Source organism: Sphingobium sp. (assembly GCF_003248505.1).
In the GTDB taxonomy this organism is placed as follows: Bacteria; Pseudomonadota; Alphaproteobacteria; order Sphingomonadales; family Sphingomonadaceae; genus Sphingobium.
This window is the reverse complement of record NZ_QFOA01000027.1, coordinates 1-21,193: the sequence shown is the minus strand read 5'-3', so window position 1 is coordinate 21,193 and position 21,193 is coordinate 1. Positions and strand designations below refer to the sequence as shown.

Below are 21,193 nucleotides of genomic sequence, written 5' to 3'. Positions count from 1 at the left end.
CTATACCGTTCCTATGAACCAGCCTGATTCCCTATGGCTAGCGCAGAGCCTCCTTCACGCTCCCGGATGGGCAAGAGTGGCACTGACCGCACCGAACGAACGCTTGCGAGAGAACGCGGCGCTCGAACTGGCACAGAGCATCCTAGCAGCTTGGGACAAGCAACAGCCGATCCCCGATGCTCGTCAGATGACGTTCTCGCTGTGATGTGGGACATTTGGGTAATCGGAAGTGGACGGACCTGTCCGACTTTACGCGACGAGAAGCCAACCTCTGCGTGATGTGCGGTCATTGCCAGCGGCACAGTGTCATCGACAGTGCGAGGCTGTATCGGTATTTCATCGCGAAATGCTGGCGCACCAGCATCAGAGACGTAGCGCAGCGGCTATATTGTGTCCGATGCAAACGCCGACCGACCAAGATCAGGCCGAGCGGCGATCCACATAACGCACCTAGATATTTGCCCGAAAATGAGGATCAGTGGCGGCGTTTGATTAGGCGGCTCCGGGGTTAGATTTAGGCTTCCATGTCAGGAGCCGATAAACATAGCCGATGACGCACAAAGCGATACAGACGGTTGTGATCGGCCCAAGATACCTGTCGATCTCGGTCACCCGCTTGCCGAGGAAATACCCGGCATAGGCAAGAATGATGTTCCAGATCAGCGCGCCCGCCGCCGTAAACAGCAAAAACCGCCCGTGCGTATTGAGGAAATGGAGCGCCCTTCCCTTTACATCCGTGCGGGCTTGGAAGCGCACATGCCCCATCCTGAACAGGCCCGCCGGCAGGGATACCATGGTGCGGAAAGCGGGCAGGAACCGGAAGACGAAGACGACGATCTGGCCATATTTGCCGAACAACCGGTCGAGCGCCTCCACGTCCTTCCATTCCAGCGTCGCCCAGCGCCCATAGCGGTCGACCAGTGGCTTTAGCCGTTCGAAGCCCAGGAAATGACCGACGAGATACCAGAAATAATTGCCGACGGTGGTGCCGACCGTGCCCGCGAGCAGTAACCATTCCATCGCCATGCGCCCCTGCCCCACGCGGATGCCGCCGATGCCCATGATGAGTTCGGACGGGATCGGCGGAAACACATTTTCGAGCACCATGAGGAACGCGATGCCCCAATAGCCACCCGCGTCGATCAGCTGCAGCACCCAGTCGGTCATAGGGAAATGCTCATTGGGGGGCGGACCTTTGTCGAAGGATCAAACCCGCCCAACGCGCCACGCGCCGCTCCGTTCAGTCAGGATGCAGCACGCTCCGCCAGCCGGGTGTCGATCGCGTCCCAGATGAGACCGCCCGTGTCGGTGCCGTCGAACGTCTCGATCGACACGATGCCGGTGGGCGACGTGACGTTGATTTCGGTCAGCCATTCGCCGCCGATCACGTCGATGCCGACGAACAGCAATCCCCGGCGTTTCAGTTCAGGCCCCAGCGCAGCACAGATTTCGCGTTCCTTGTCCGTCAGTTGCGTCTTGGCGGCCGAACCGCCCACCGCAAGGTTGGAGCGGATTTCGCCCTTGCCCGGAATGCGGTTCACCGCGCCTGCGACTTCGCCGTCCACCAGAACGATGCGCTTGTCCCCTTCGGCGACGCCCGGAATGAACGCCTGCACCATGAAGGGTTCGACCCAGCTCGCCTTGAACAGTTCGACCAGCGAGGAGAGGTTCGCGCCGTTCGCGCCGACATGGAATACCGCGACGCCGCCATTGCCGTAGAGCGGCTTCACCACGATCTCGCCATGCTCGGCGAGGAAGGCGCGCACTTCGGCAAGGTCGCGGGTGATCATCGTCGGCGGCATGAAGCGGGCATAATCGAGCACGAACAGCTTTTCAGGCGCGTTGCGTACGCTCGCCGGGTCGTTCACCACCAGCGTTTCGTCCCGCACCCGTTCGAGCAGATGCGTGGCGGTGATGTAGCTGAGGTCGAAGGGCGGGTCCTGCCGCATCAGCACCACGTCCACGTCGCGGCCAAGGTCGAGCAGTTCCTCGGGGCCATGGACGAAATGGTCGCCGTGGATCTTCTGCACCTCGACGGGCCGCGCCTTCGCCAGCACTCGCCCGTCGCGGAAGGTGAGGTCGGGCGCGAGATAATGATAGAGACGGTGCCCCCGCGCCTGCCCCGCCAGCATGATGTGGAAGGTCGAATCGCCCGCGATGTTGATACCCTCCATCGGGTCCATCTGCACAGCGACGGTCAGGGGATTGAGGTTGGTCATGCGCGTCCTTCTTCCTCGCAAGGGCGGTGGGGCGCAGCATCAGCCCCCGTGCCAGACGTTCGCCAGATGGCGCGGCGGGTGGCCCGGCGCAAGGAGGATCACATCGATTCGCATGTCGTCGCCCGGCTGGGCCAGATCGTGCCACAGGATTTCAGCGGCGGCGGCCACGCGCGAAAGGCGGCGTTCGTCGATGGAAAGGTCGAGTTCGGCGGCGCTGGCGCGCGCCTTCACCTCGACAAAGGCGAGCATCGCGTCGCGGCGGGCGACGAGATCGACTTCGCCGGCAGGCGTGCGCAGACGGCGACCGACGATGTCCCAGCCCTTGAGCCGCAGCCACCATGCCGCGATCCGCTCCGCCTGCCGCCCGCGTTTTTCGGCGGCCTGTCTCCTCATGCCTTGAGTTCCATCGCCCGGTCGTAGAGCGCGCGGCGGTCGAGACCGAGCTTCTTGGCGACTTCGCCTGCCGCTTTCGATACCGGAAGGCGGGTGAGCGCTTCGCGCAGCGCTGCGTCGGCGTCCTCTGCGCTGGCTGGGGGCGCTTCGCCCGGTGGCCCGACGATCACGACGATTTCCCCCTTGGGCGGCGCATCGGCGTAGCGAGCGGACAAAGCGGTGAGCGTTCCGGTGGCGGTTTCTTCGAACGCCTTGCTGATTTCGCGGCTGACCGCCGCTTCGCGATCGCCCAGATGCGCGGCCATCGCGGCGAGGCTGTCGGACAGGCGCGGGCCGCTTTCGTAGAAGGCGAGCGTGGCGCGCAAGGCGGCGACTTCGTCCAGCGCGTCGCCCCGCGCCTTGGCCTTGGCGGGCAGGAAGCCCATGAAGAGGAAACGGTCGGTCGGCAGGCCCGACAATGTGAGCGCGGCGATCACGGCGCTGGGGCCGGGCAGCGTCGTCACCGGCCGCCCCGCCGCGCGCGCGTCGCGCACCAGCTTGTAGCCCGGATCGGATATGAGGGGCGTGCCCGCATCGGAAAGGAGCGCAACGGCCTCCTGCCCCATCCGTTCGACCAGCCGCTGGCGCACATGATCGGCGCTGTGGTCGTGATAGGGGACCATGGGCCGGTCGGACCCGGCATGGCGCAGCAGCCGCGCGCTCACCCGCGTATCCTCCACAGCGACCACATCGGCCCGGCGCAGAATGTCGGCTGCGCGCGGCGTCAGGTCTCCAAGGTTGCCGATCGGCCCCGCGACGATGTAAAGCCCGGGCTCAAGAGGTTCAGTTTCCATAAGGACGCCAGATGACAGAGACGGATGCCGCCCGGCAAGCCCCACGGCTCGCCAACCCGCTCGCCGCCGCGAAACGTGGGGCGCGGATCGCCTTCGTTGCGAGCGCACTGTTCCTCGCCGCCTGCCAGTCCATCGTGCCGAAGGGCAAGGCTCCCGCGACGCCGCCCACTCCCACGCGGCCGACGACACCCGACGTGGTGCAGGGCCTGCCGACCGACACGGCCCGGCATCGCGTCGCCCTGCTGGTGCCGATGAGCGGCACGAACGCGGGCGTCGGCCATTCGATCGCGAACGCGACGACGTTGGCGCTGCTGGACACCAAGACCGACAAGGTGCGTATCACCACTTACGACACGGCGCTGGGCGCGGCAGCGGCGGTGAACAAGGCGCTGGCAGAAGGCAACCGCCTGATTCTGGGGCCGTTGCTGGCGGAAGATGCGCGGATCGTCGGCCCGATCGCGGCGCGGGCGAACGTCCCCGTCATCAGCTTTTCCAACGATGTGAGCGCGGCCGGCAGCGGCGTCTACGTCATGGGCTATAATCCCGGCCAGTCGATCGAGCGGGTCGTCGATTTCGCGAAGAGCAAGGGCCTGTCGCGCTTCGGCGCGCTGGTGCCGCGCGGCACCTATGGCGAACGGGCAGGAAACGCGATGCTCCGCGCCGTCGAACAGGCGGGCGGAACGGTCGTGTCGATGCAGACGTTCGACCGGTCGCCCGCGTCCATGGCGGTAGCGGTGAAGGCGTTGCAGGCTTCCTCCAGCTACGACGCGTTGCTGATCGCGGACAGCGGGCGGGTGGCGATCCAGATCGCGCCGCTGGTGCGCAAGAACGGGGGGGCATCGGCGCGGCTGCTGGGTACCGAATTGTGGAACGCGGACACCGCGCTCGCCGCCAATCCGGTGCTGCGCGGAGCGTGGTTCGCGAGCGTGTCGGACGCACTGTATCGACAGCTCGCCACCAAATATCGCACGCGGTTCGGCAGCGCGCCCTATCGCCTGTCGTCGCTGGGTTATGATTCGGTGCTGCTGACCGTGCGAATCGCGCAGGACTGGAAGCCCGGCAGCCCCTTCCCCGCCGCGCGGTTGCGCGATGAGGGCGGCTTTTCGGGGATCGACGGCGCGTTCCGCTTCAACCGCAGCGGCGTTGCCGAACGCGCACTGGACGTGAACGAAGTCGGCGCGGGCGTGGTCGATGCCGCGCCGCGCGGCTTCGGCGATTAACGCACGCGCCCGGTGGGAAGGATGAGCGGGATGCCGTCGCCCCGCTCGATCCGGGCGGAGATGCCGTAGACCTGGGCCAGCCGCTCTGCCGTCAGCACATCGAGCGGCGCGCCCTCCGCCACCAGTGAACCCCGGTCCATCAGGACCAGCCGGTCGCACCAGCGCGCCGCCATGGCAAGGTCGTGCAGCACCGTGACGACCAATGCGCCGTCCTGTGCCTGCGCGTTCAGCAGCGCCATGACGTCGATCTGGTGGCCGGGGTCGAGCGAGGCAAGCGGTTCATCGGCGATGAGGGCGCGTGCGCCGACCGCCAATGCGCGGGCAAGGAGGACGCGAGCGCGCTCTCCCCCCGACAATTCGGTCGCGATGCGGTGGCGCAGGTGCAGCACGTCGGCGCGGGCCATCGCTTGTTCGACCGCCGCTTCATCGTCGGGCGTAAGGCGCGAAAGCGGCCCCAGATGCGGCAGGCGACCCAGTGCCACGAGCCGTTCGACACCGAGCGGCCAGTGCAGCGTCTGGCCCTGCGGCAGATAGGCGACGGTTCGCGCCATCGTCCGCCGGTCGAGCCGCGCTGCGTCCCGCCCGTCGACGAGGACGCGCCCTCCGGCAGGCCGGACAAGGCCCAGCAGCGCGCGGATCAGGGTGGATTTGCCCGCACCGTTGGGGCCAACGATGCCGACCAACTCGCCAGACTCCAGCGCCAGATCGACGCTATCGACCGCGACATGGTGGCCAAGCCGGACGGACAGGGATTGCGTGGCGATGCTCACCATAAGCGCCGCTCCCGCATCAGATGGACGAGGAAGACCGGAACGCCGAACAGCGCCGTGACGACGCCGAGCTTCAACTCGCCGGTCGTGGGGATGAGGCGTACGCCGATGTCGGCGAGGGTCAACAGTACCGCTCCCCCGAGCAACGAAGGGAGCAGGATGGCGGAGGGCGACCGGTCGGTCAGCGGCCTTACCAGATGGGGGACGATGAGGCCGACGAAGCCGATGGCGCCCGATACGGCGACAGCGCCACCGACGCCGATGGCAACCCCCAGCATCAACCGCAGGCGCAGGCGCGACAGATCGACGCCGAGCGCCTGCGCGCCCTCCTCGCCCAGGCTCAGCGCGTCGAGCGCCCGCGCGTCGGCGATCAGAAGCGCGACACCGATGGCGACACATGGCAGCGCGATCATGACATGGTCGACGCCCCGGTTTTCGAGGCTGCCCATCAACCAGCTCATGATCTCCATCGCGGCGAAGGGATTGGGCGACAAATTGAGCGCGAGGCTGATCCCCGCGCCGGCAAGGGTGCCGACCGCTATCCCCGCGAGGATCAGCGTCAGCGGGCTTTCCGCGCGTCCGGCGAGCAGGAAGAGGAGACCGATGGCAAGCAGCGCGCTGCCGATGGCAAGCAGGGGCAGGGCGAGCGGATGGACGAGGCTCCAGCCGAAATAAAGCGCGACGACTGCCCCCAGCGCGGCGGCATTGGATGCGCCGAGCACAGCGGGTTCGGCAAGCGGATTGCGCAGATAGCCCTGAAGCGCCGCACCCGACAGGCCCAGCATCGCGCCGACGACGAGGCTGAGCGCCATGCGCGGCAGGCGAAGGTCGAGCACGATGGTGCGCGCGACGACGTCTCCCCCGCCGGTGAGTGCGGCCAGCACACGCGCAGGGGAAAGCGACACGGTTCCGAGCGCGACCGATCCGAGCGCGGCGGCGACAAGCAGCAGCAGCAGGCCCGGGACCAGCAGGGGGTGGCGGCGGGCGCGGGTCATGCCTTGCCTCTGCGCGCGGGATGGCTAAGCCGAACGGCATGATCCGTTCCATGCTGACCCGAACTCTGGCGATCGGCCTTGTCCTGGGGCTGTCGACCGGGGCAGCCGCCCCGCGCGTGCCGCGCCGCATCGTCTCGCTCAATGTTTGCGCGGACCAGTATTTGCTGGCACTCGCCGACCCGGGGCAGATCGCGGCCTTGAGCCGCAACGCCCGCGATCCCGAGCTGTCGGCGGCCGCGGACAAGGCGCGCGGTTTTCGCGTGCTCCACCGGGGGGCGGAAGACGTGCTGACGATCCAGCCCGACCTCATCCTGGGCTTTCCCGCCGGGCCGGGAAAGGTCGCGGGCGCGCCACCGGGACACTGGCCCACGCTCGGCCTTGCCAGTGCGGAAAGCCATGGCGCAATTCTGGACCAGATCCGGCAGGTCGCCCGTGCGGTCGGCCATCCCGAACGCGGCGACGCGCTGATCGCGGCGATGGAGCGCGATCTTGCCGCCTTGCCGCGGGCGAAGCGCGGCGGGGTGGCGGCCTATTATCAGCGGCGCGGTTTCATGACCGGCACGGGGACGCTGATCGACGATCTCATGACACGCGTGGGCCTCGTCAACCTGGCCACGCGGCTGGGAAAACCCGCGCTGGCGCAGGTGAGCCTGGAGGAAATGGTGGCGGCGCGGCCCGACTGGCTGATCGTCGAAAGCGCGACCGATCGGGTGCAGGACCAGGGTACCGAGATGCTGCACCACCGCGCGCTGGCCGACATTCCGCGCATCAGCTTGCCGCAGGCATGGACGGTATGCGGCGGGCCTGCCTATGTACTGGCGGCGCGACGCATCGTCGCGCGCCTCAACGCCGCGCGATAGGGGAGCGGGCGCAGCGCCCGCCCCCTTGGGTTTCGCGTCAGAAGCGGACACGCACGCCGCCATAGGCGGAGCGGCCATAGGTGCTGTAGCCATAGGCGGTGGCGTAGGCTTCGTCGGTCAGATTGTCGATGCGGCCATAGATTTCCAACCGCTCGCCAATGGGCAGGGAAGCGCGCACGCCCACCAGGGCATAGCCGTCGAGCCGCCGCAGATTGGCGGCGTCGTCGAAGCTGTCGCCTACCAATGTGACGGTGGCGCCGGTCGACAGGCCGAACGACCAGGCATAGTCCGCCGACACGCTCACCTGATTGACGGCGCGGCGGGCGAGGCGGTTGCCGAAATTGGCGGAACCGCGCGACCGGTCGCGCGCGTCGATATAGGAATAGCTGCCCGTCACCGTCAGTGCATCGACCGGGCGCAGCGCCACCGACGCTTCGACGCCCTTCGCACGGGTGCGGTCGAGATTGCCGTAGGTGAAAGTGGCGTTGTCGTAGTTGATCTGGTTGCGCGTGTCGCGACGGAAGGCCGTCAGGGACAGGGTGGCGCGCCCGTCATCCAGCCGCTGGTCGAACCCGATGTCGTAACTTTTCGACCGTTCGGGGCGGAGAGCCGCGTTGCCGCTGAAGCTGTCGTAAAGCTGATAGAGCGAAGGCGCCTTGAACCCTTCGCCGTAGCTGAGGCGCAGGCTGGTCGCGCCCGCGTTCGGCGAATAATTGGCATTCGCGCCGAAGGTGGTCGCGCCGCCGAACTGGCTGTGATCGTCATGGCGCACGCCGCCAGTGACGGCGAGGCCTGCGAGCGGCTTGACGATGGCAAGGCCGAAGACACTGTCGATGGTGATCCGCGCGCTGTTGGCGGAACCGAAACCGAAGAAGTCGTAGTCGGGCCGCTCATGCTCATAGCCCAGAATGAATTTCGCAGCATCGACCGGGGCATAGACACCCTCATATTCGAACCGCAGGTTGGTGCCGCGATAGCCATAGTCAGGGTCGGTGCCGCGCACGAAATAATAGTCGCGGTCGTTGCGCAGATAGGTGACGGCGGCGCGCTGCGTCAGTTTCCCGTCGAGCAGGGCGAGGTTGAGGCCCGCATAACCCACATACTGGTCGAGCTTGCTCACGTCGCTGCTGTCCGCAGGCGCGCCGAAGAAGCTGTCATAATCGAGGTCGGCATGGATATAGTAGCCGCGCAGGTCGAGGCTCAGCGCGTCTGAGAAAGCGAGCTTGAGCCGGGCGTTGGTGGCGATGTTCTTCGTCCCATCGCGTTCCGTGCCGCCCGCCGCAGAAGAAATGCCGTCGGTGCGGAAATAGGCCGCGCCCACGCCGCCCGATGCGATGCCGCTGCTGCCCGACACGTCCGCCTTTGCGTTCAAGGTGTCGCTATAACCATATTCGACCGAGGCGTTGGCGCCGAAGCCGTCTACCGGAACGCCCGTCATGATGTTGACCACGCCGCCGATGGCCTGGCTGCCGTAGACGACAGAGTTCGAACCGCGCAGCACTTCGATCCGGCGGATATTGGCGGTGAGCAATGGCCCGAAGTCGTAGGCGTCGCCGATGCCGCTGGGATCGTTCACCTTGACCCCGTCGATCAGCACGAGCGTCTGCGTCGTTTCCGCGCCGCGCAGCGACACGCCGGTCACGCTGCCTACCGATCCGTTGCGGTTGAAGCGGACGCCCGGCGTCGTCGCGAGCAGATCGACCACATCGATCGCCTGGCGCGTCTCGATCGTCTTGGCGTCGATGACGGTGATCGCCTGCCCGATCTCGTCGCGCGGCTGCTCGATGCCTGCGGCGGTGACGATGATGGTGTCATCCTGCGCCATGGCTGGAAAGGCGGTCAGCAATGCCGCCAGCGAAAGTCCCCGTTTGATCATCATATTCCCCCCGGCGTCGAACGACTAAGATGCCGGGACGTCCGCGCGAGCGGTCGTGCGATGCGGATGGGATGACGCCTTTCTGTTCCCGCATACGGCACGATGCGGCCCCGGCCGCATTGCGTCGCTCGACGGAAAACCGCGCCCCGGCCATCCCCTGGACCGAAGCAAGAGCGACTTCGTGCCGGCAGGTCTCCTGGCTTGCGGGTCGCAGCGTCGGTGCACGGACCTTCCCGGACGCAAGGTCCAGTGGCCGGCCCCCTTGCAGGGAGCCATATGCACCGCGCTCACCGCTTACAGTTGCAGGGACAGCCGTGGATTTGGGCCTCTTTCTCCCTCACCACATTCCCGTTTTCAGCCCATCGAAGGGCACCGGCGCGAGTCATGGGCGGGCGCTCAAAGCCCCCGCGTCCGCGCCCTTATGGCAAAGCCCGCCCGCTGCCAAGAGCGTTCACGAGAGATCGATTCCCTGCGCCAGCACCGCGTCCGACCGCGCGAGCACGACGATAGGCAGCCCGGCTTCGCGCGCCCGCTGCGCCGCCAGCCGGGTGGGCGCGGACAGGGTGACGAGCAGCGGGCATCCCGCCAGCACCGCCTTTTCCACCAGTTCGTAGGAGCAGCGCGACGACAGCAGGGCAAAGCCGCCGTCCCAGCCGATTTTCTGCCGCCGCATCGCACCGATCAGCTTGTCGAAGGCATTGTGCCGACCCACATCCTCGCGCGCCATGCGGATCGATCCGTCCGGCCCGGCCAGCGCGGCGGCATGCGCCGCACCGGTCGCGCCGTTGAGCGGCTGATGATCGCGCAACCCGCCGATCGCGCGAAAGATCGCGGCGCGATCCGCCTGTGTGGCTGTCGTAACGGGCGGCAGGGGGCGGATCGCCTGATCCAGATTTTCTATGCCGCACAATCCGCAGGAGGAATCGGTCGCGCGGTGGCGCACCCGGTCGAGCAGGGCATCGGTGCGGCCCTGCGGCAAGGTGGCGCGTGCAACGATGCCCGCCCCGCTATCGTGCAAATCCGCATCGAGCGCCGCATCCCCCGCCCCCAGCAGCCGTTCCGCCAGCGCGAAGCCGGTGACGAGGTCGGACAGGTCGGTAGGCGTCGCCATCAGCACGGCATAGCCGATGCCGTTATATTCGATGGCGACGGGAACCTCATCGGCCAGCGGGCGGTCGACCGACGCGACCGATCCTGCGGGATCGACGCGAGAGAAACGGGACGGCGGCGCGGGGTCGGGCTTGTGCATCGATCATGCTATAGGCATTGCGGGCGCGGAGAAAAAGGAGCGTCGATGCAGCCTTCATCGATCCTGGGTGCAATATTGGCGGGCGGGCGGTCGACCCGCTTCGGCAGCGACAAGGCGATGGCGATCATGCCCGACGGACGCACCCTGATCGCGCACGCGACGCAGGCCCTTGCGCCCCATGTCGATACGGTCGTGATCTGCGGCCGGGCGGGCGGCCTTGCGGATCGGCCCGGACCGGATATGGGGCCGCTCGGCGGGATCAATGCCGCGCTGCGTCATGCCGCATCGGCGGGCTTTGCCGGGGTGCTGACGACGGGGTGCGACATGCCGGTCTATCCCGCCGCCCTGCCCCCGCTGCTCGTGGGACCTGGAGCGGCGGTGCTGGCGGGACAGCCCTTGCTAGGGTGGTGGCCATCCCCCCTCGCCGACGAACTCGACCGGCATCTGGCGGAGGAGAATAATCGGTCCATCAGGGGCTGGCTGAAACGGGTGAGGGCGCGGACGGTGGAAATCCCCGGCCTTGCCCTGCCCAACGTCAACCGGCCCGAAGATCTTCCCCGCGTCTGATCTTCAATGCGCGGCCGACGTGTCCACATCGCCCCGGGGCTTTGGCGCGATCCATACGAGCACGGAGCCGAAGAACAATATGAGCGCTGAAATCCAGAATATGTGATCGACAGCCAGCATCACCGCCTCCTGTTCGACGATACTGGAAATGGTCTGTCGTGCCTGCTCTGTCGAAAAACCGGCATTGGCGAGCAGCGCCTGCGTCCCGTCAGGTTGAAGCACCCCTGCCAGATCGTTCCGAGAGACGCGCTGCGCATCGCCCCATTCGGTCAGCACCAGCGATGTTGCCACCGCAATACCCATCGTCCGCAGGAAGTTTTGCAGACCCGCCGCCGACGCGGTTTCGCTCGGCAGGACGGACCCGAGGGTCAGCGATGTGAGGGGAATGAAGAAGAAGGGCATGCCGAAGCCCAGAATGAACTGGGGCAGCAACATATGGCCGAAATCGATGCCGCTGGTCCAATGCGCCCGCCATACCGACATGACGCCGATCCAGAAAACGCCGAACGAAATCAGCAGGCGGGGATCGACGCGCGAGACCAATCGGGCAGCCAGAGGCGCCGTGAAAAGCGCCGCCATCGCGGACACGGCCGTCACGAAGCCCGCTTTTCCGGCGGTGTAACCCATCGACAACTGAAGCCACTGCGGGATGATCACGATGCTGGCGAAATAGGCGCCGAAACAGAGCGCGAGCGTGAATACACCCGATGTGAAACCGACATGGCGGAATATGCGCAGATCGACGACCGGATGCTTTTCCGTCAGTTCCCATATGATGAAGACGAGGAACCCGACGACCGCCATCACGGCGAGCGCAACGATCATCGGATCGGCGAACCAGTCATGGTCGCGCCCGATGTCGAGCATGATCTGAAGGCAGCCGATCCAGAATACGAGCAGCGCCAGCCCGACCTTGTCGATGGGGATGAGCACGATTTCCGTTTCGACCGGCCGCAGCAACGCCTGCGCGGCAAAAACGCACAGTGCGGCGATCGGCAGGTTGATGAAGAAGATCCAGTGCCAGCTCCAGTTGTCGCTGATATAACCTCCGACGATAGGACCGAGCGCCGGTCCCATCAATGTCGTCATCGCCCACAGCCCCATCGCCCGCCCGCGCGTCTCCGGCGGAAAGATGCGCATCAACAGCGTCTGCGACATCGGCATGATCGGGCCACCGCAAATGCCCTGGCCGATGCGCGCCGCCACCAGCATTCCGAGCGTGGGCGACAGGCCGCACAGCAGGGAAAACACCCCGAAACCCGCCATTGCGAACGTAAAAACGCGCACCACGCCGAAACGCTGTGCCAGCCAACCGGTCAGCGGCACGCAGATTGCCTCCGCCACTGCGTAGGAGGTAATGATCCACGTCCCCTGGTCGGGGGAAATGCCGAGGTTCCCGGCGATGTGCGGCACCGACACGTTCGCGATGGTGAGATCGAGCACCACCATCAGGTTGCTGAGCGCCAGAACCATCATCGCGAGGGTTCGGGTGCGCGGCGAAAGCCGGGAATAGATGTCTTCGTCGCCGCTCATGCCGGGCGCGTCCTTATTTGTCGGAAAGGTCGAGTTCCACGTCCATCGAAAGCCCTACTCGCAGAGGATGAGCCTTCAATTCCTTCGGATCGAGTTCGATGCGCAGCGGCAGGCGCTGCACCACCTTGATCCAGTTGCCGGTCGCGTTCTGGGCCGGGATAAGCGACATCGACGAACCGGTGCCGCCGGCAAAACCCACGACCTTGCCATGGTAGACGACATCGCCGCCATAAAGGTCGGACGTAACCGTCGCCGGCATGCCGATGCGCACGCCGCGCAACTGGCGTTCCTTGAAATTCGCGTCGACATAGACCTTGTCGATCGGGACGATGGTCATGATCGGGCTGCCCTGCGCCACGCGCTGGCCGACCTACACCTGCCGCTTGGTCACGACGCCGTCGATGGGCGCGCGGATGACGGTGCGCTCCAGATCGAGCCGGGCCGCGCGCAGTCGCGCCTTGGCCGTGAGAACGGCGGGATCGGTTTCGATCGTCGAACCGCGAACCAGCGCGTCGTTGGCTTCCAGCTGCCCGGTAGCAGCGTTGCGCGTCGCCTGAGCGGTGGCGACGCCCGCGCGAGCCTGGCCGAGAGCGGCCTGCGCACTGGCGAACGCCTTGCGCGCGGCGGTCAATTCCTCGCCCGATACCGCGCCTTCACCGACCAGCGCCTGCCGCCGATCCAGATCGACACGGGCCTTTTCATAGTCCGCCTGCGCGCTTTGCAGCGCGGCCCGGGCCTGGACGATATCGGCATCGCGTGCGGACACCTGCGCCGAGAGCGACTGGCTGGTCGCGCCGGTCTGGCGGAAGCGGCGTCGCGCTTCGGCAAGGTCGGCCTCCGCCTGCGCGACCGCGATCTGCGCGTTGGTGGGGTCGAGCCGGACGAGCAGGTCGCCCTTGCGAACCGGTTGCGTGTCGGTGACCCTGACGTCGATCGCCTGCGCGGCGACGAGCGGGGTCACCTGCGCCATTTCGGCGTTCACATAAGCATTGTCGGTGCTGACATGGTTGCGCCCGACGAGGAAATAATAGAGCGCCCACAGCGCCGCCACGACGATGACGACGATACCGAGGCGGATGAGCCAGGTCTTGCGAGCGGACTGCCGCGCCTCCGCCTTGCCGTCGGCGGCGTCTTCCTGGGGCGTGGTGTCGGCGTCAGCCATGCGGTCGGTCCTTGGAAAGAGTGGCACCGGCGGCAAAGCCCCCGCCCAGCGCCCGGATGAGTGCGATATCGGTGGAAAAGGCGTTCGCCTCCAGCCCGGCCAGCGTCTGGCGCGCGGCCAGCAGCTGGTCCTCCACGTTCAACACGTCGAGATAGGTGGACAGCCCGCCCTGATAGCGACGCTGCGCCACCGTATAGGCATCCTGCGTCGCGGCCAGCGCGGCGCGCGCGTCGGTCAGCCGCTGATCCAGCGACCGGCGCATCGTGACGGCGTCGGCAACCTGCTGATAGGCGTTGAGCACGGTCTTATCATAGTTCGCCACCGCTTCGTCATAGCTGGCGCGCGCGCCGCGATACTGACCCTGCAATGCCCCGCCGTGAAAGATCGGCAGGCTGATCGCCGGGCCGACCGTGCCGAAGATCGAATCCTTCTTGAAAAGATTGTCGATGAATGGCTGGGACGATCCCGCAGCACCGTTGGGGCCGAACACCGTGTTGTAGCCGAGCGACTGGACCCCGACGAGGGCGCTCAAGCGGATGGCGGGGAAGAAGTCGGCGCGCGCGACCTTGATGCGCTTGGCCGCAGCCTCCGTCCGGGCGAGCGCGGCGACGATGTCGGGGCGTCGGGACACGAGATCGGTCGTCACGTCGGCGGGAAGGCCGAGCGGCGCGAGCGCGCCTATGCGGGGCCGCGCGATCGAAAGGCCCCGGTCGGGCCCGGCACCGATCAGCGCGGCGATCTGGTGCTGGCGCAGTTCGATCGCCATGCGGGCTCCGGCAAGCTGCGTGCGGGCGGAAGCGACGGTGGCGTCCGCCTGCCGCACGCTGCCGCGCGTTTCGAGGCCGTTGGCGCGGCGGTCCGCTACCAGCTTCTGGCTGGCGAGACGGATGTCGAGCGTGCGCTGGGCGATTTCCGCCTCGTCGAACAGCCGGGAAATGTCGGCATAGGCATCGGCAATGGCAGTGGTGAGCGCGAGCCGTGCCTGCTGCGCGTCGATCTCCGCCGCGCGCGCTTCGGATGTGGCGGCGGCAAGCTGCGCCCGATTGCGGCCCCACAGGTCAAGATCGAAGCCGAGGTCGAGCGCCACCCGCCCGGTGCCGAGCCAGCCCTGCGGCACGAAGTCCTTGGGCAGGCCCATATTGTAGCTTTGCTTGGTGGCAGCCGCGCTCGCTTCTCCATCCACCGACGGCAGCAACGCCGCGCCCGCCTGCTGGGCCATGCCCACGGCGCGGCGGAAGCGCGCCCCGGCGACGGCGACATCGGGGGAAGCGCGCAATCCTTCCTCGATCAACCGGTCGAGTTGCGGGTCGCCATAGCCGCGCCACCAGCCGTCGCCGGGCCAGGCGACTGCGACCGCCGCCGAAAGGCTGCGCCCCGCCTCAACCGATTGCGGCGCACGCACGACCGGCTCCGGCCCAAGCTTGGGTACAGCAGCGCAGGCACCCAGAAGCGCCAGCGAGGAAAGCACACCTCCAAAACGAACGAGGGAGGCAGACCGACTCAGCGACATATCAAACCGTACCATCTAGTATGGAAATTCGCATTGACGCCCTCGTTTCGCCTTGTCAACAGGATAATCGTACTCTATGGTACGTTTTTATGACGGAGCCGGCTTCCCCCCCTGCCATCACCCGCCGGGGGGAGGCACGGCGCATGGATCGCCGCAACGCGATTCTGAATACCGCGCAGGCGTCCTTTGTGGAGCATGGCTATGCGGGCACCACGATGTCGGCGGTCGCGGCGATGCTGGGCGGGTCGAAGGGGACGTTGTGGAATTATTTCCCATCGAAGGAAGAGCTGTTCTCTGCGGTGCTGGAACGCGCGACAACGACATATCGTGAACAGCTTTCCCAAATCCTCGATCCATGTGGCGCATTGGAACCGACTCTGCAACGGGCAAGCATCGCCCTTATTCGCAAGGTCACGTCGCCCGATGCTGTCGCCCTGCACCGCCTTATCACTGCCGAGGGGCGGCGCTTTCCTGAAATGTCACGCATCTTCTTCGAACTGGCTCCCGAAGGCACCCGCACGCTGCTGGCGGGCTTCCTCGCCGGTGCGATGGCAAGGAAGCAGCTGCGCGACGCGGACCCGGTGGAAGCGGCGCGCATCCTGATGGCGCTTATCATGGCGGAGACGCATCAGGAGCTGCTGATGAACAAGCTGTGCGAGGCGGATGAAGCGAAGCTGGAGCGCGAGGCGCTGCGCGCTGTCGATCTGTTCCTGCGCGCCTATGGACCACGAACGAAGGAGGCGGGGGGCGCCGACTGACGGCGACGCGCTGTTCATTAACCATTTCTTTGCGCCGCGAGCCTATCATCCGGATTGGGAAGGTAGGGTCGATGCAGTTCCTCAAGCGCATGTTGGTTCGGCAGGATCGAGCGACCGCGAGCCAGGCGGCGGACGGGCGAAAGCGGCTGAGGCTGTTGGTCGTGGACGAAAATCCGACCGCGCGCGATGTGATGGCACGCCGCCTGTCGCATCTGGGCCATGACGTGACGCTTGCCGAGGACGGTTTCAGGGCGCTGTCGCTCCTCCAGACCCGACCGATGGACATCGTGCTCATCGACATGGATTTGCTCCTGCTTCCTGTCGTCACGATGATGCGGAAAATCCGTTCGAGCCATATCGCGCCCGACGCCTGTTTCGTGATGATCGCAGATCGGCCCGATGCTCCGTCCGCCATTGCCGCTTTGGACGCAGGCGCGGACGACATCCTCGTGAAGCCTTTCGACTTCGATATCCTGGACGCACGGCTGCGGCACCTTAGCCAACGAGCCGAACAGATGGGTGCGCTAGCGCGGTACAATGCCGAACTGGACGCCCGGATCGCACGGCGCGCGGTGGAACTGGGCGAAGCGCGCGACGCCTTGCAGGACATGGAGGTCGACCGCGCCCGGCTTATCTCCTCGATCACGGTGCTTCGGGCCGAGATCGATCGGTTGCAATCAGCCCGGACTTAGCCAGAGCGACAGGCCCTCACCCGGATCGGCGGGGGGATTCAGCGCGGCGATGCGCACGGCGTCGGCGCGCGCGCGGTCGAGGATCGCAGGCGGCACATCGGGCGCGTGGTAAACGCGATCCGCTTCCCCCAGCAGGCGCGCGGCGCGCAGCGTCAGGTCTTCGGGATCGGCGGATACCAGCCGGATCGACACAAGGCCCCCTGCCCGCGCATCGGCCGCCCCCGCGATCCAGCCGGGAACGGCATCGGCGGCATTCTCGACAAACGGGTCGATGGCGCCCCCTTCTGCGAACCCTGCGTCGATGGCGCGGCGGCGATCCGCGGCATCGGGCCAGCGCGCCCGGATCGCGTCCCGCGCCTGCGCCATGGCTACCGCCAACGCGCCGAGGCGCGTCGGCAGCCCGCGCTCCAGCCGCTGCCGCAGCGCCTTTGCCAGACCCGCCGATGCGCCGCCGGTGCCGATGGCCAAGATCACGGGATCGCGATCGACAATGGCCGGAAGCGTGAAGTCGCAAAGCGCGGGATTGTCCGTCGCGTTGACGAGCACGCCGCGCGCTTGCAAACGGCGCGTCACCGCCTCGTCCCCATCCGACACGATGGCGATGCGCGCATCGCCATCGTCCACGCCCACGATGCGCGCGCCCGCACGTTCGAGCAGGCGGCGCTTGGCATCGGCGGCCTCGCCCTCACCCGTCAGGATCACCGCCCGCCCCTCCAGACGGAGAAAGACGGGCAGGCTGTGCATCAGGCCGCGACCCAGTCGGGGACGATATCGCCCGCGATCAGCGCCGAGATCGGGGGGCGTTCGCGCACGACCGCCCATTTGTCACCCGACACCAGGACTTCGGGCGTGAGCGGGCGGCTGTTATAGGTGCCGGCCATCGTCGCGCCATAAGCCCCCGCCGTCATGAAAGCGACGAGGTCGCCCGCTGCGACCACGTCCATGGCGCGATGCATGGCAAAGGTGTCGCCGGTTTCGCAGACCGGGCCTACGACATTGGCGATGGCGGTTTCGCCCGCAGGCTTTACCGCGCGGATATCGTGCCAGGCGTCGTAGAGACTGGGGCGCAGCAGGTCGTTCATGGCGGCGTCGACGATGACGAAGGGCGCCTGCGCGCCCTGCTTCACGCGCACCACCCGCGACAGCAGCGTGCCCGCATTGCCCACGATCACACGCCCCGGTTCGAACATGAGGCGGACGTTCCATCCTTCGGTCACTCGCGTCACCATCGCGCCATAGTCGGCGGGGCTGGGCGGCGCGGGCTGCGAGGGATTATAGGGCACGCCAAGGCCCCCGCCCAGATCGGCGGTGCGGATCGCATGGCCTTCCCCCCGCAGCGCCTCGATCAGCGCGCCCATCTTGACGAAGGCGGCTTCGAGCGGGGCGAGATCGGTCAGCTGGCTGCCGATATGGACCGCCACCCCCTGCACGTCGAGGCCGGGCAGATCGCGCGCGGCGGCGTAGCTTTCGCGCGCGCGGGCGTAGGGGATGCCGAACTTGTTTTCCGACTTGCCGGTTGAAATCTTGGCATGGGTGCCCGCGTCCACGTCCGGATTGATGCGGTAGGCGACGGGCGCGGTGCGGCCCATCGACAGCGCGACTTCCGACAGCATCTCCGCTTCGGGTTCGCTCTCCAGATTGAACTGGTAGATGCCATGGTCGAGCGCGAGACGCATTTCCTCGGCGGTCTTGCCGACGCCAGAAAAGACGATGCGGTTCGCCGGAATGCCCGCCGCTATGGCGCGCAACAATTCGCCGCCGGAAACCACGTCGGCCCCAAGGCCCAGCTTCGCCAGCGTCGCGAGGACCGCCGCGTTGGGATTGGCCTTGACCGCAAAAGCGATCAGCGGATCGGAAAGCCGCGACAGGCCGTCGCGGAAAACGGCGACGTGCCGCTCCAGCGTCGCTGTGGAATAGACGTAGACGGGCGTGCCGACCGCATGGGCGATCGTTTCCATCGGCACCTGTTCCACCTGCATGGCGCCGTCGACATAGGTGAAATGATCCACGAGACTGTCCTGTCGGTCTATTTGGGGTTCGCTTCGGGCGGCAGCGCGAATTCGTCGTCCTGCCGCTGGCGCGATTGGGTCAGCAGTTCCACGTTGCGACCGGGGCGCGCCTGCACGCCCGGCTGCATCAGCTGCGCGCCGGTCGGCGCCGTCGCCGCGCCCACGGGCACGGCGGGGAGCTTTTGCCCCTGCACGGGCTTGAGCTGCTCCTTGCCGCCACATGCGCCCAGCGCGAGGACGACCAGCGTGAGAGCGCCGAGCGCTGCCTTCTTCATGACCCCAGTTCCTCCTTCGCCTGCGCGATGCGGGCGCGCACCTGATCGGGCGCGGTGCCGCCATGGCTGGTGCGGCTGGCGACCGAGGCGTCGACCGTCAGCACCGCATAGACGCGATCGTCGATGCGATCGTCGATGGACCTGAGCGCATCGAGCGACAACCGGTCGAGCGGCACGCCCGCCGCCTCCGCCGCGGCGACCGTTCGCCCCGTGATGTGGTGGGCTTCCCGGAACGGCACGCCGGCTTCGCGCACCAGCCAGTCGGCAAGGTCGGTAGCGGTGGCGAAGCCGCTTTCGGCAAGGCCGCGCATCCGGTCGGTGCGGAACGTCACGGTTTCGACCATGCCGGTCATCGCCGCGATCGACAGCGCGAGAAGATCGTGCGCTTCGAACACGGGAGGCTTGTCGTCCTGCATATCCTTCGAATAGGCGAGCGGCAGGCCCTTCATCGTGACGCAGAGCGCGGTCATGCAACCCATGATCCGTCCGGCATGGCCGCGCACCAGTTCGGCGGCGTCGGGGTTGCGCTTCTGCGGCATGATCGAACTGCCGGTCGAATAGGCGTCGGGCAGCTTGACGAAACCGAAGGGCTGGCTCGCCCAGATGATGAATTCTTCCGCAAGACGCGACAGGTGGAGCGCCGCCTGCGTCGCGGCCATCAGATAATCGAGCGCGAAGTCGCGGTCGCTGACGCTGTCGAGGCTGTTGTCGGTGGGCCTGGCAAAGCCCAGCGCGGCTGCCGTCATGTGCCGGTCGGTCGGAAAGCCGGTTCCGGCAAGCGCCGCCGCGCCGAGCGGACATTCGTTAAGGCGCGCGCGCGCGTCGGCAAAGCGGCTGCGGTCGCGCCGCACCATCTCGTAATAAGCCATCAGATGATGGCCGAGCGTTACGGGCTGCGCCGACTGGAGATGGGTAAAGCCTGGCATCACCGCATCGGCATTTTCCCCCGCCCGCGCGACCAGCGCGCGCTGGAGCCCGGCAAGCCCCTGTTCCACATCGTCGATGGCGTCGCGCACCCACAGGCGAAAATCGGTCGCGACCTGATCGTTACGGCTGCGCGCGGTGTGGAGGCGTCCCGCCGCAGGACCGATCAGTTCGGCGAGGCGCTGCTCCGTTACCATGTGAATGTCTTCGAGGTCGAGGTTCACGGGCACGCCGTTCGCTTCATATTCCGCCGCGACGGTGTCGAGCCCCGCGGCGATCGCGTCGGCGTCCGCTTGCGACACGATGCCCTGTTTCGCCAGCATCGCGACATGCGCCTTCGATCCTGCGATATCCTGTCGCCACAGACGCTTGTCGAAGGGGATGGAGGCATTTATCTCGCGCATGATCGATGCCGGGCCGGCGGCAAACCGGCCGCCCCACATGCTGTTGGAGCCTGTTGCCATGCTATCGTCTTCCCGCGCGCTAATGATACTGCTCCTGCTTGGGCCTCTGGCGGCTTGCGATAGGCAATCCCAGCCCAAGGAGCAAGCCAATGCAGCCGCCAGCGGCGAGGTTGCCGCGACGAAGGGCGAGGCCGTGCCCGCACCCGGCAAGGGCGACGGCTTCAGTTATAAGCTCGACCGCAGCAAGGCGGGACAGCCGATGCCCGATTTCGCCTTCCTCGATCCTGCGGGCGGGGAGAAGACGTTGCAGGATTTCGCGGGCCGCCCGCTGATCGTCAACCTGTGGGCGACATGGTGCACGCCCTGTGTCGCGGAAATGCCGACGCTCGACGCTCTGGCGGCGCAACAGGGTGCGAAGGGCGCGCTCGTCCTCACCCTGTCGCAGGATACGCAGGGGCTCGACGCAGTGAAGCCCTTCTTCGCCAGGCACAAGCTGCCGCACCTGCCCGCCTATGCCGACCCGGAAAACCGGTTCGGCTTCCACTATAATACCGGGGTGCTGCCCACGACCGTGCTTTATGACGCGCAGGGCAAGGAAATCGTGCGCGTGGTCGGCGCGATGGATTGGGAAGGAGCCGAGGGCAGGAAGCTGATCGCGGAGGCGACCGCGTCCTGACCTTCGCATCTGCACAATAAGTCCGAATCGGGGGACGGGGTCGCAACGATACCCCTCCCCTCACACTCAAATTATAGAAACATTACGGAAACATTACCAAAAGCTGTAAAATTTGTGCAGCGCGGTAGCGGATAGCGATCCGCTGCTTCGTTCCCTCTTGCGTCATCAAACCCAACTTGAACAGTGCTTTTGGAAAAGGCATTTTTGTTCAATGACATGCACGCACCGGCGCGAGTGTTACCACTACATTTTTGGGTTTGGTTGAGCT

General features: G+C 66.5%; 22 protein-coding genes, 1 pseudogene and 1 riboswitch. Of the genes and pseudogenes, 7 read left to right on the top strand and 16 right to left on the bottom strand.

Annotation, left to right across the window (positions count from 1 at the left end):
* Window positions 1-13 precede the first annotated feature (13 nt).
* Complete coding sequence (locus tag DI606_RS10500) at window positions 14-205, top strand: DUF6771 family protein (protein ID WP_367119472.1); 192 nt, start codon at window positions 14-16, stop codon at window positions 203-205.
* A 287-nt stretch (window positions 206-492) separates the two neighbouring features.
* On the opposite strand, the gene DI606_RS10495 is transcribed toward DI606_RS10500, so the two are convergent.
* The 4 genes from DI606_RS10495 to rsmI form a co-directional block, all read right to left on the bottom strand.
* Window positions 493-1,167 carry a DedA family protein gene (locus DI606_RS10495; RefSeq protein ID WP_293982487.1) on the bottom strand — a complete coding sequence of 225 codons (675 nt, stop codon included), beginning with the start codon at window positions 1,165-1,167 and terminating at the stop codon, window positions 493-495.
* 77 nt (window positions 1,168-1,244) lie between these two features.
* Entirely contained in the window at window positions 1,245-2,219 is a 975-nt protein-coding gene (gshB, locus tag DI606_RS10490; protein WP_293982484.1) for a glutathione synthase, read from the bottom strand.
* Between the two features lie 39 nt (window positions 2,220-2,258).
* Entirely contained in the window at window positions 2,259-2,612 is a 354-nt protein-coding gene (locus DI606_RS10485; protein WP_293982481.1) for a YraN family protein, read from the bottom strand.
* A complete protein-coding gene (gene rsmI / locus DI606_RS10480) occupies window positions 2,609-3,445 on the bottom strand; it encodes a 16S rRNA (cytidine(1402)-2'-O)-methyltransferase (protein ID WP_293982478.1) in 837 nt (278 codons plus the stop codon). The genes DI606_RS10485 and rsmI overlap by 4 nt, the downstream gene beginning before the upstream one ends.
* An 11-nt stretch (window positions 3,446-3,456) precedes the next feature.
* Between rsmI and DI606_RS10475 the strand changes: the two genes are divergently transcribed.
* A complete protein-coding gene (locus tag DI606_RS10475) occupies window positions 3,457-4,665 on the top strand; it encodes a penicillin-binding protein activator (RefSeq protein ID WP_293982475.1) in 1,209 nt (402 codons plus the stop codon).
* Here the strand turns inward: DI606_RS10475 and DI606_RS10470 are convergent.
* Both DI606_RS10470 and DI606_RS10465 read right to left on the bottom strand, forming a co-directional pair.
* The gene (locus DI606_RS10470; RefSeq protein WP_293982472.1) at window positions 4,662-5,438 is read right to left on the bottom strand and encodes an ABC transporter ATP-binding protein; all 777 of its coding nucleotides are present in this window, start codon (window positions 5,436-5,438) and stop codon (window positions 4,662-4,664) included. The two genes, DI606_RS10475 and DI606_RS10470, sit on opposite strands and share 4 nt — an antisense overlap.
* Window positions 5,432-6,430 (bottom strand): iron ABC transporter permease, encoded by a 999-nt coding sequence (locus tag DI606_RS10465; RefSeq protein WP_293982470.1) that lies wholly within the window; start codon window positions 6,428-6,430, stop codon window positions 5,432-5,434. The genes DI606_RS10470 and DI606_RS10465 overlap by 7 nt, the downstream gene beginning before the upstream one ends.
* A gap of 50 nt (window positions 6,431-6,480) precedes the next feature.
* On the opposite strand from DI606_RS10465, the gene DI606_RS10460 reads away from it, so the two are divergent.
* Entirely contained in the window at window positions 6,481-7,290 is an 810-nt protein-coding gene (locus DI606_RS10460; RefSeq protein WP_293982542.1) for an ABC transporter substrate-binding protein, read from the top strand.
* 37 nt (window positions 7,291-7,327) lie between these two features.
* Here the strand turns inward: DI606_RS10460 and DI606_RS10455 are convergent, their stop codons facing one another.
* Together DI606_RS10455 and fdhD are read right to left on the bottom strand one after the other, a co-directional pair.
* Window positions 7,328-9,166 carry a TonB-dependent receptor plug domain-containing protein gene (locus DI606_RS10455; protein ID WP_367119474.1) on the bottom strand — a complete coding sequence of 613 codons (1,839 nt, stop codon included), beginning with the start codon at window positions 9,164-9,166 and terminating at the stop codon, window positions 7,328-7,330.
* Between the two features lie 168 nt (window positions 9,167-9,334).
* Window positions 9,335-9,558, bottom strand: a riboswitch (cobalamin riboswitch).
* 59 nt (window positions 9,559-9,617) lie between these two features.
* On the bottom strand, window positions 9,618-10,415 hold the full coding sequence (gene fdhD / locus DI606_RS10450) for a formate dehydrogenase accessory sulfurtransferase FdhD (RefSeq protein ID WP_293982464.1): 798 nt from the start codon (window positions 10,413-10,415) through the stop codon (window positions 9,618-9,620).
* Between the two features lie 45 nt (window positions 10,416-10,460).
* Here fdhD and DI606_RS10445 point away from each other — a divergent pair, with 45 nt between their 5' ends.
* Window positions 10,461-10,982: a molybdenum cofactor guanylyltransferase gene (locus DI606_RS10445; protein WP_293982461.1), complete on the top strand. Its 522-nt coding sequence runs from the start codon at window positions 10,461-10,463 to the stop codon at window positions 10,980-10,982.
* Between the two features lie 3 nt (window positions 10,983-10,985).
* Here DI606_RS10445 and DI606_RS10440 read toward each other — a convergent pair whose 3' ends face one another.
* The 3 genes and pseudogenes from DI606_RS10440 to DI606_RS10430 form a co-directional block, all read right to left on the bottom strand.
* The gene (locus DI606_RS10440) at window positions 10,986-12,515 is read right to left on the bottom strand and encodes a DHA2 family efflux MFS transporter permease subunit (protein WP_293982459.1); all 1,530 of its coding nucleotides are present in this window, start codon (window positions 12,513-12,515) and stop codon (window positions 10,986-10,988) included.
* Window positions 12,516-12,528: 13 nt separating this feature from the next.
* Window positions 12,529-13,677, bottom strand: a pseudogene (locus DI606_RS10435) (EmrA/EmrK family multidrug efflux transporter periplasmic adaptor subunit).
* Complete coding sequence (locus DI606_RS10430) at window positions 13,670-15,187, bottom strand: efflux transporter outer membrane subunit (protein WP_293982456.1); 1,518 nt, start codon at window positions 15,185-15,187, stop codon at window positions 13,670-13,672. The pseudogene DI606_RS10435 and the gene DI606_RS10430 overlap by 8 nt, the downstream one beginning before the upstream one ends.
* A 143-nt stretch (window positions 15,188-15,330) precedes the next feature.
* Here DI606_RS10430 and DI606_RS10425 point away from each other — a divergent pair, with 143 nt between their 5' ends.
* Both DI606_RS10425 and DI606_RS10420 read left to right on the top strand, forming a co-directional pair.
* Window positions 15,331-15,945 (top strand): TetR/AcrR family transcriptional regulator, encoded by a 615-nt coding sequence (locus DI606_RS10425; protein WP_293982453.1) that lies wholly within the window; start codon window positions 15,331-15,333, stop codon window positions 15,943-15,945.
* 89 nt (window positions 15,946-16,034) lie between these two features.
* On the top strand, window positions 16,035-16,637 hold the full coding sequence (locus DI606_RS10420) for a response regulator (RefSeq protein ID WP_293982540.1): 603 nt from the start codon (window positions 16,035-16,037) through the stop codon (window positions 16,635-16,637).
* Here the strand turns inward: DI606_RS10420 and DI606_RS10415 are convergent.
* From DI606_RS10415 to argH, 4 genes are read right to left on the bottom strand one after another with little or no spacing between them, the layout of a single operon-like run.
* Window positions 16,623-17,381: a bifunctional precorrin-2 dehydrogenase/sirohydrochlorin ferrochelatase gene (locus DI606_RS10415; protein ID WP_293982450.1), complete on the bottom strand. Its 759-nt coding sequence runs from the start codon at window positions 17,379-17,381 to the stop codon at window positions 16,623-16,625. The genes DI606_RS10420 and DI606_RS10415 overlap by 15 nt on opposite strands.
* A complete protein-coding gene (lysA, locus tag DI606_RS10410; protein ID WP_293982448.1) occupies window positions 17,381-18,646 on the bottom strand; it encodes a diaminopimelate decarboxylase in 1,266 nt (421 codons plus the stop codon). The genes DI606_RS10415 and lysA overlap by 1 nt, the downstream gene beginning before the upstream one ends.
* A 17-nt stretch (window positions 18,647-18,663) precedes the next feature.
* Window positions 18,664-18,921: a hypothetical protein gene (locus DI606_RS10405; protein WP_293982446.1), complete on the bottom strand. Its 258-nt coding sequence runs from the start codon at window positions 18,919-18,921 to the stop codon at window positions 18,664-18,666.
* On the bottom strand, window positions 18,918-20,288 hold the full coding sequence (gene argH / locus DI606_RS10400) for an argininosuccinate lyase (protein WP_293982538.1): 1,371 nt from the start codon (window positions 20,286-20,288) through the stop codon (window positions 18,918-18,920). Before argH ends, DI606_RS10405 begins: the two co-directional genes overlap by 4 nt.
* Window positions 20,289-20,307: 19 nt before the next feature.
* On the opposite strand from argH, the gene DI606_RS10395 reads away from it, so the two are divergent.
* Window positions 20,308-20,925: a TlpA disulfide reductase family protein gene (locus DI606_RS10395; RefSeq protein WP_293982444.1), complete on the top strand. Its 618-nt coding sequence runs from the start codon at window positions 20,308-20,310 to the stop codon at window positions 20,923-20,925.
* Window positions 20,926-20,996: 71 nt separating this feature from the next.
* Here DI606_RS10395 and DI606_RS10390 read toward each other — a convergent pair.
* A partial coding sequence (locus tag DI606_RS10390) for a hypothetical protein (protein WP_293982441.1) occupies window positions 20,997-21,193 on the bottom strand: 197 nt, incomplete at its 5' end.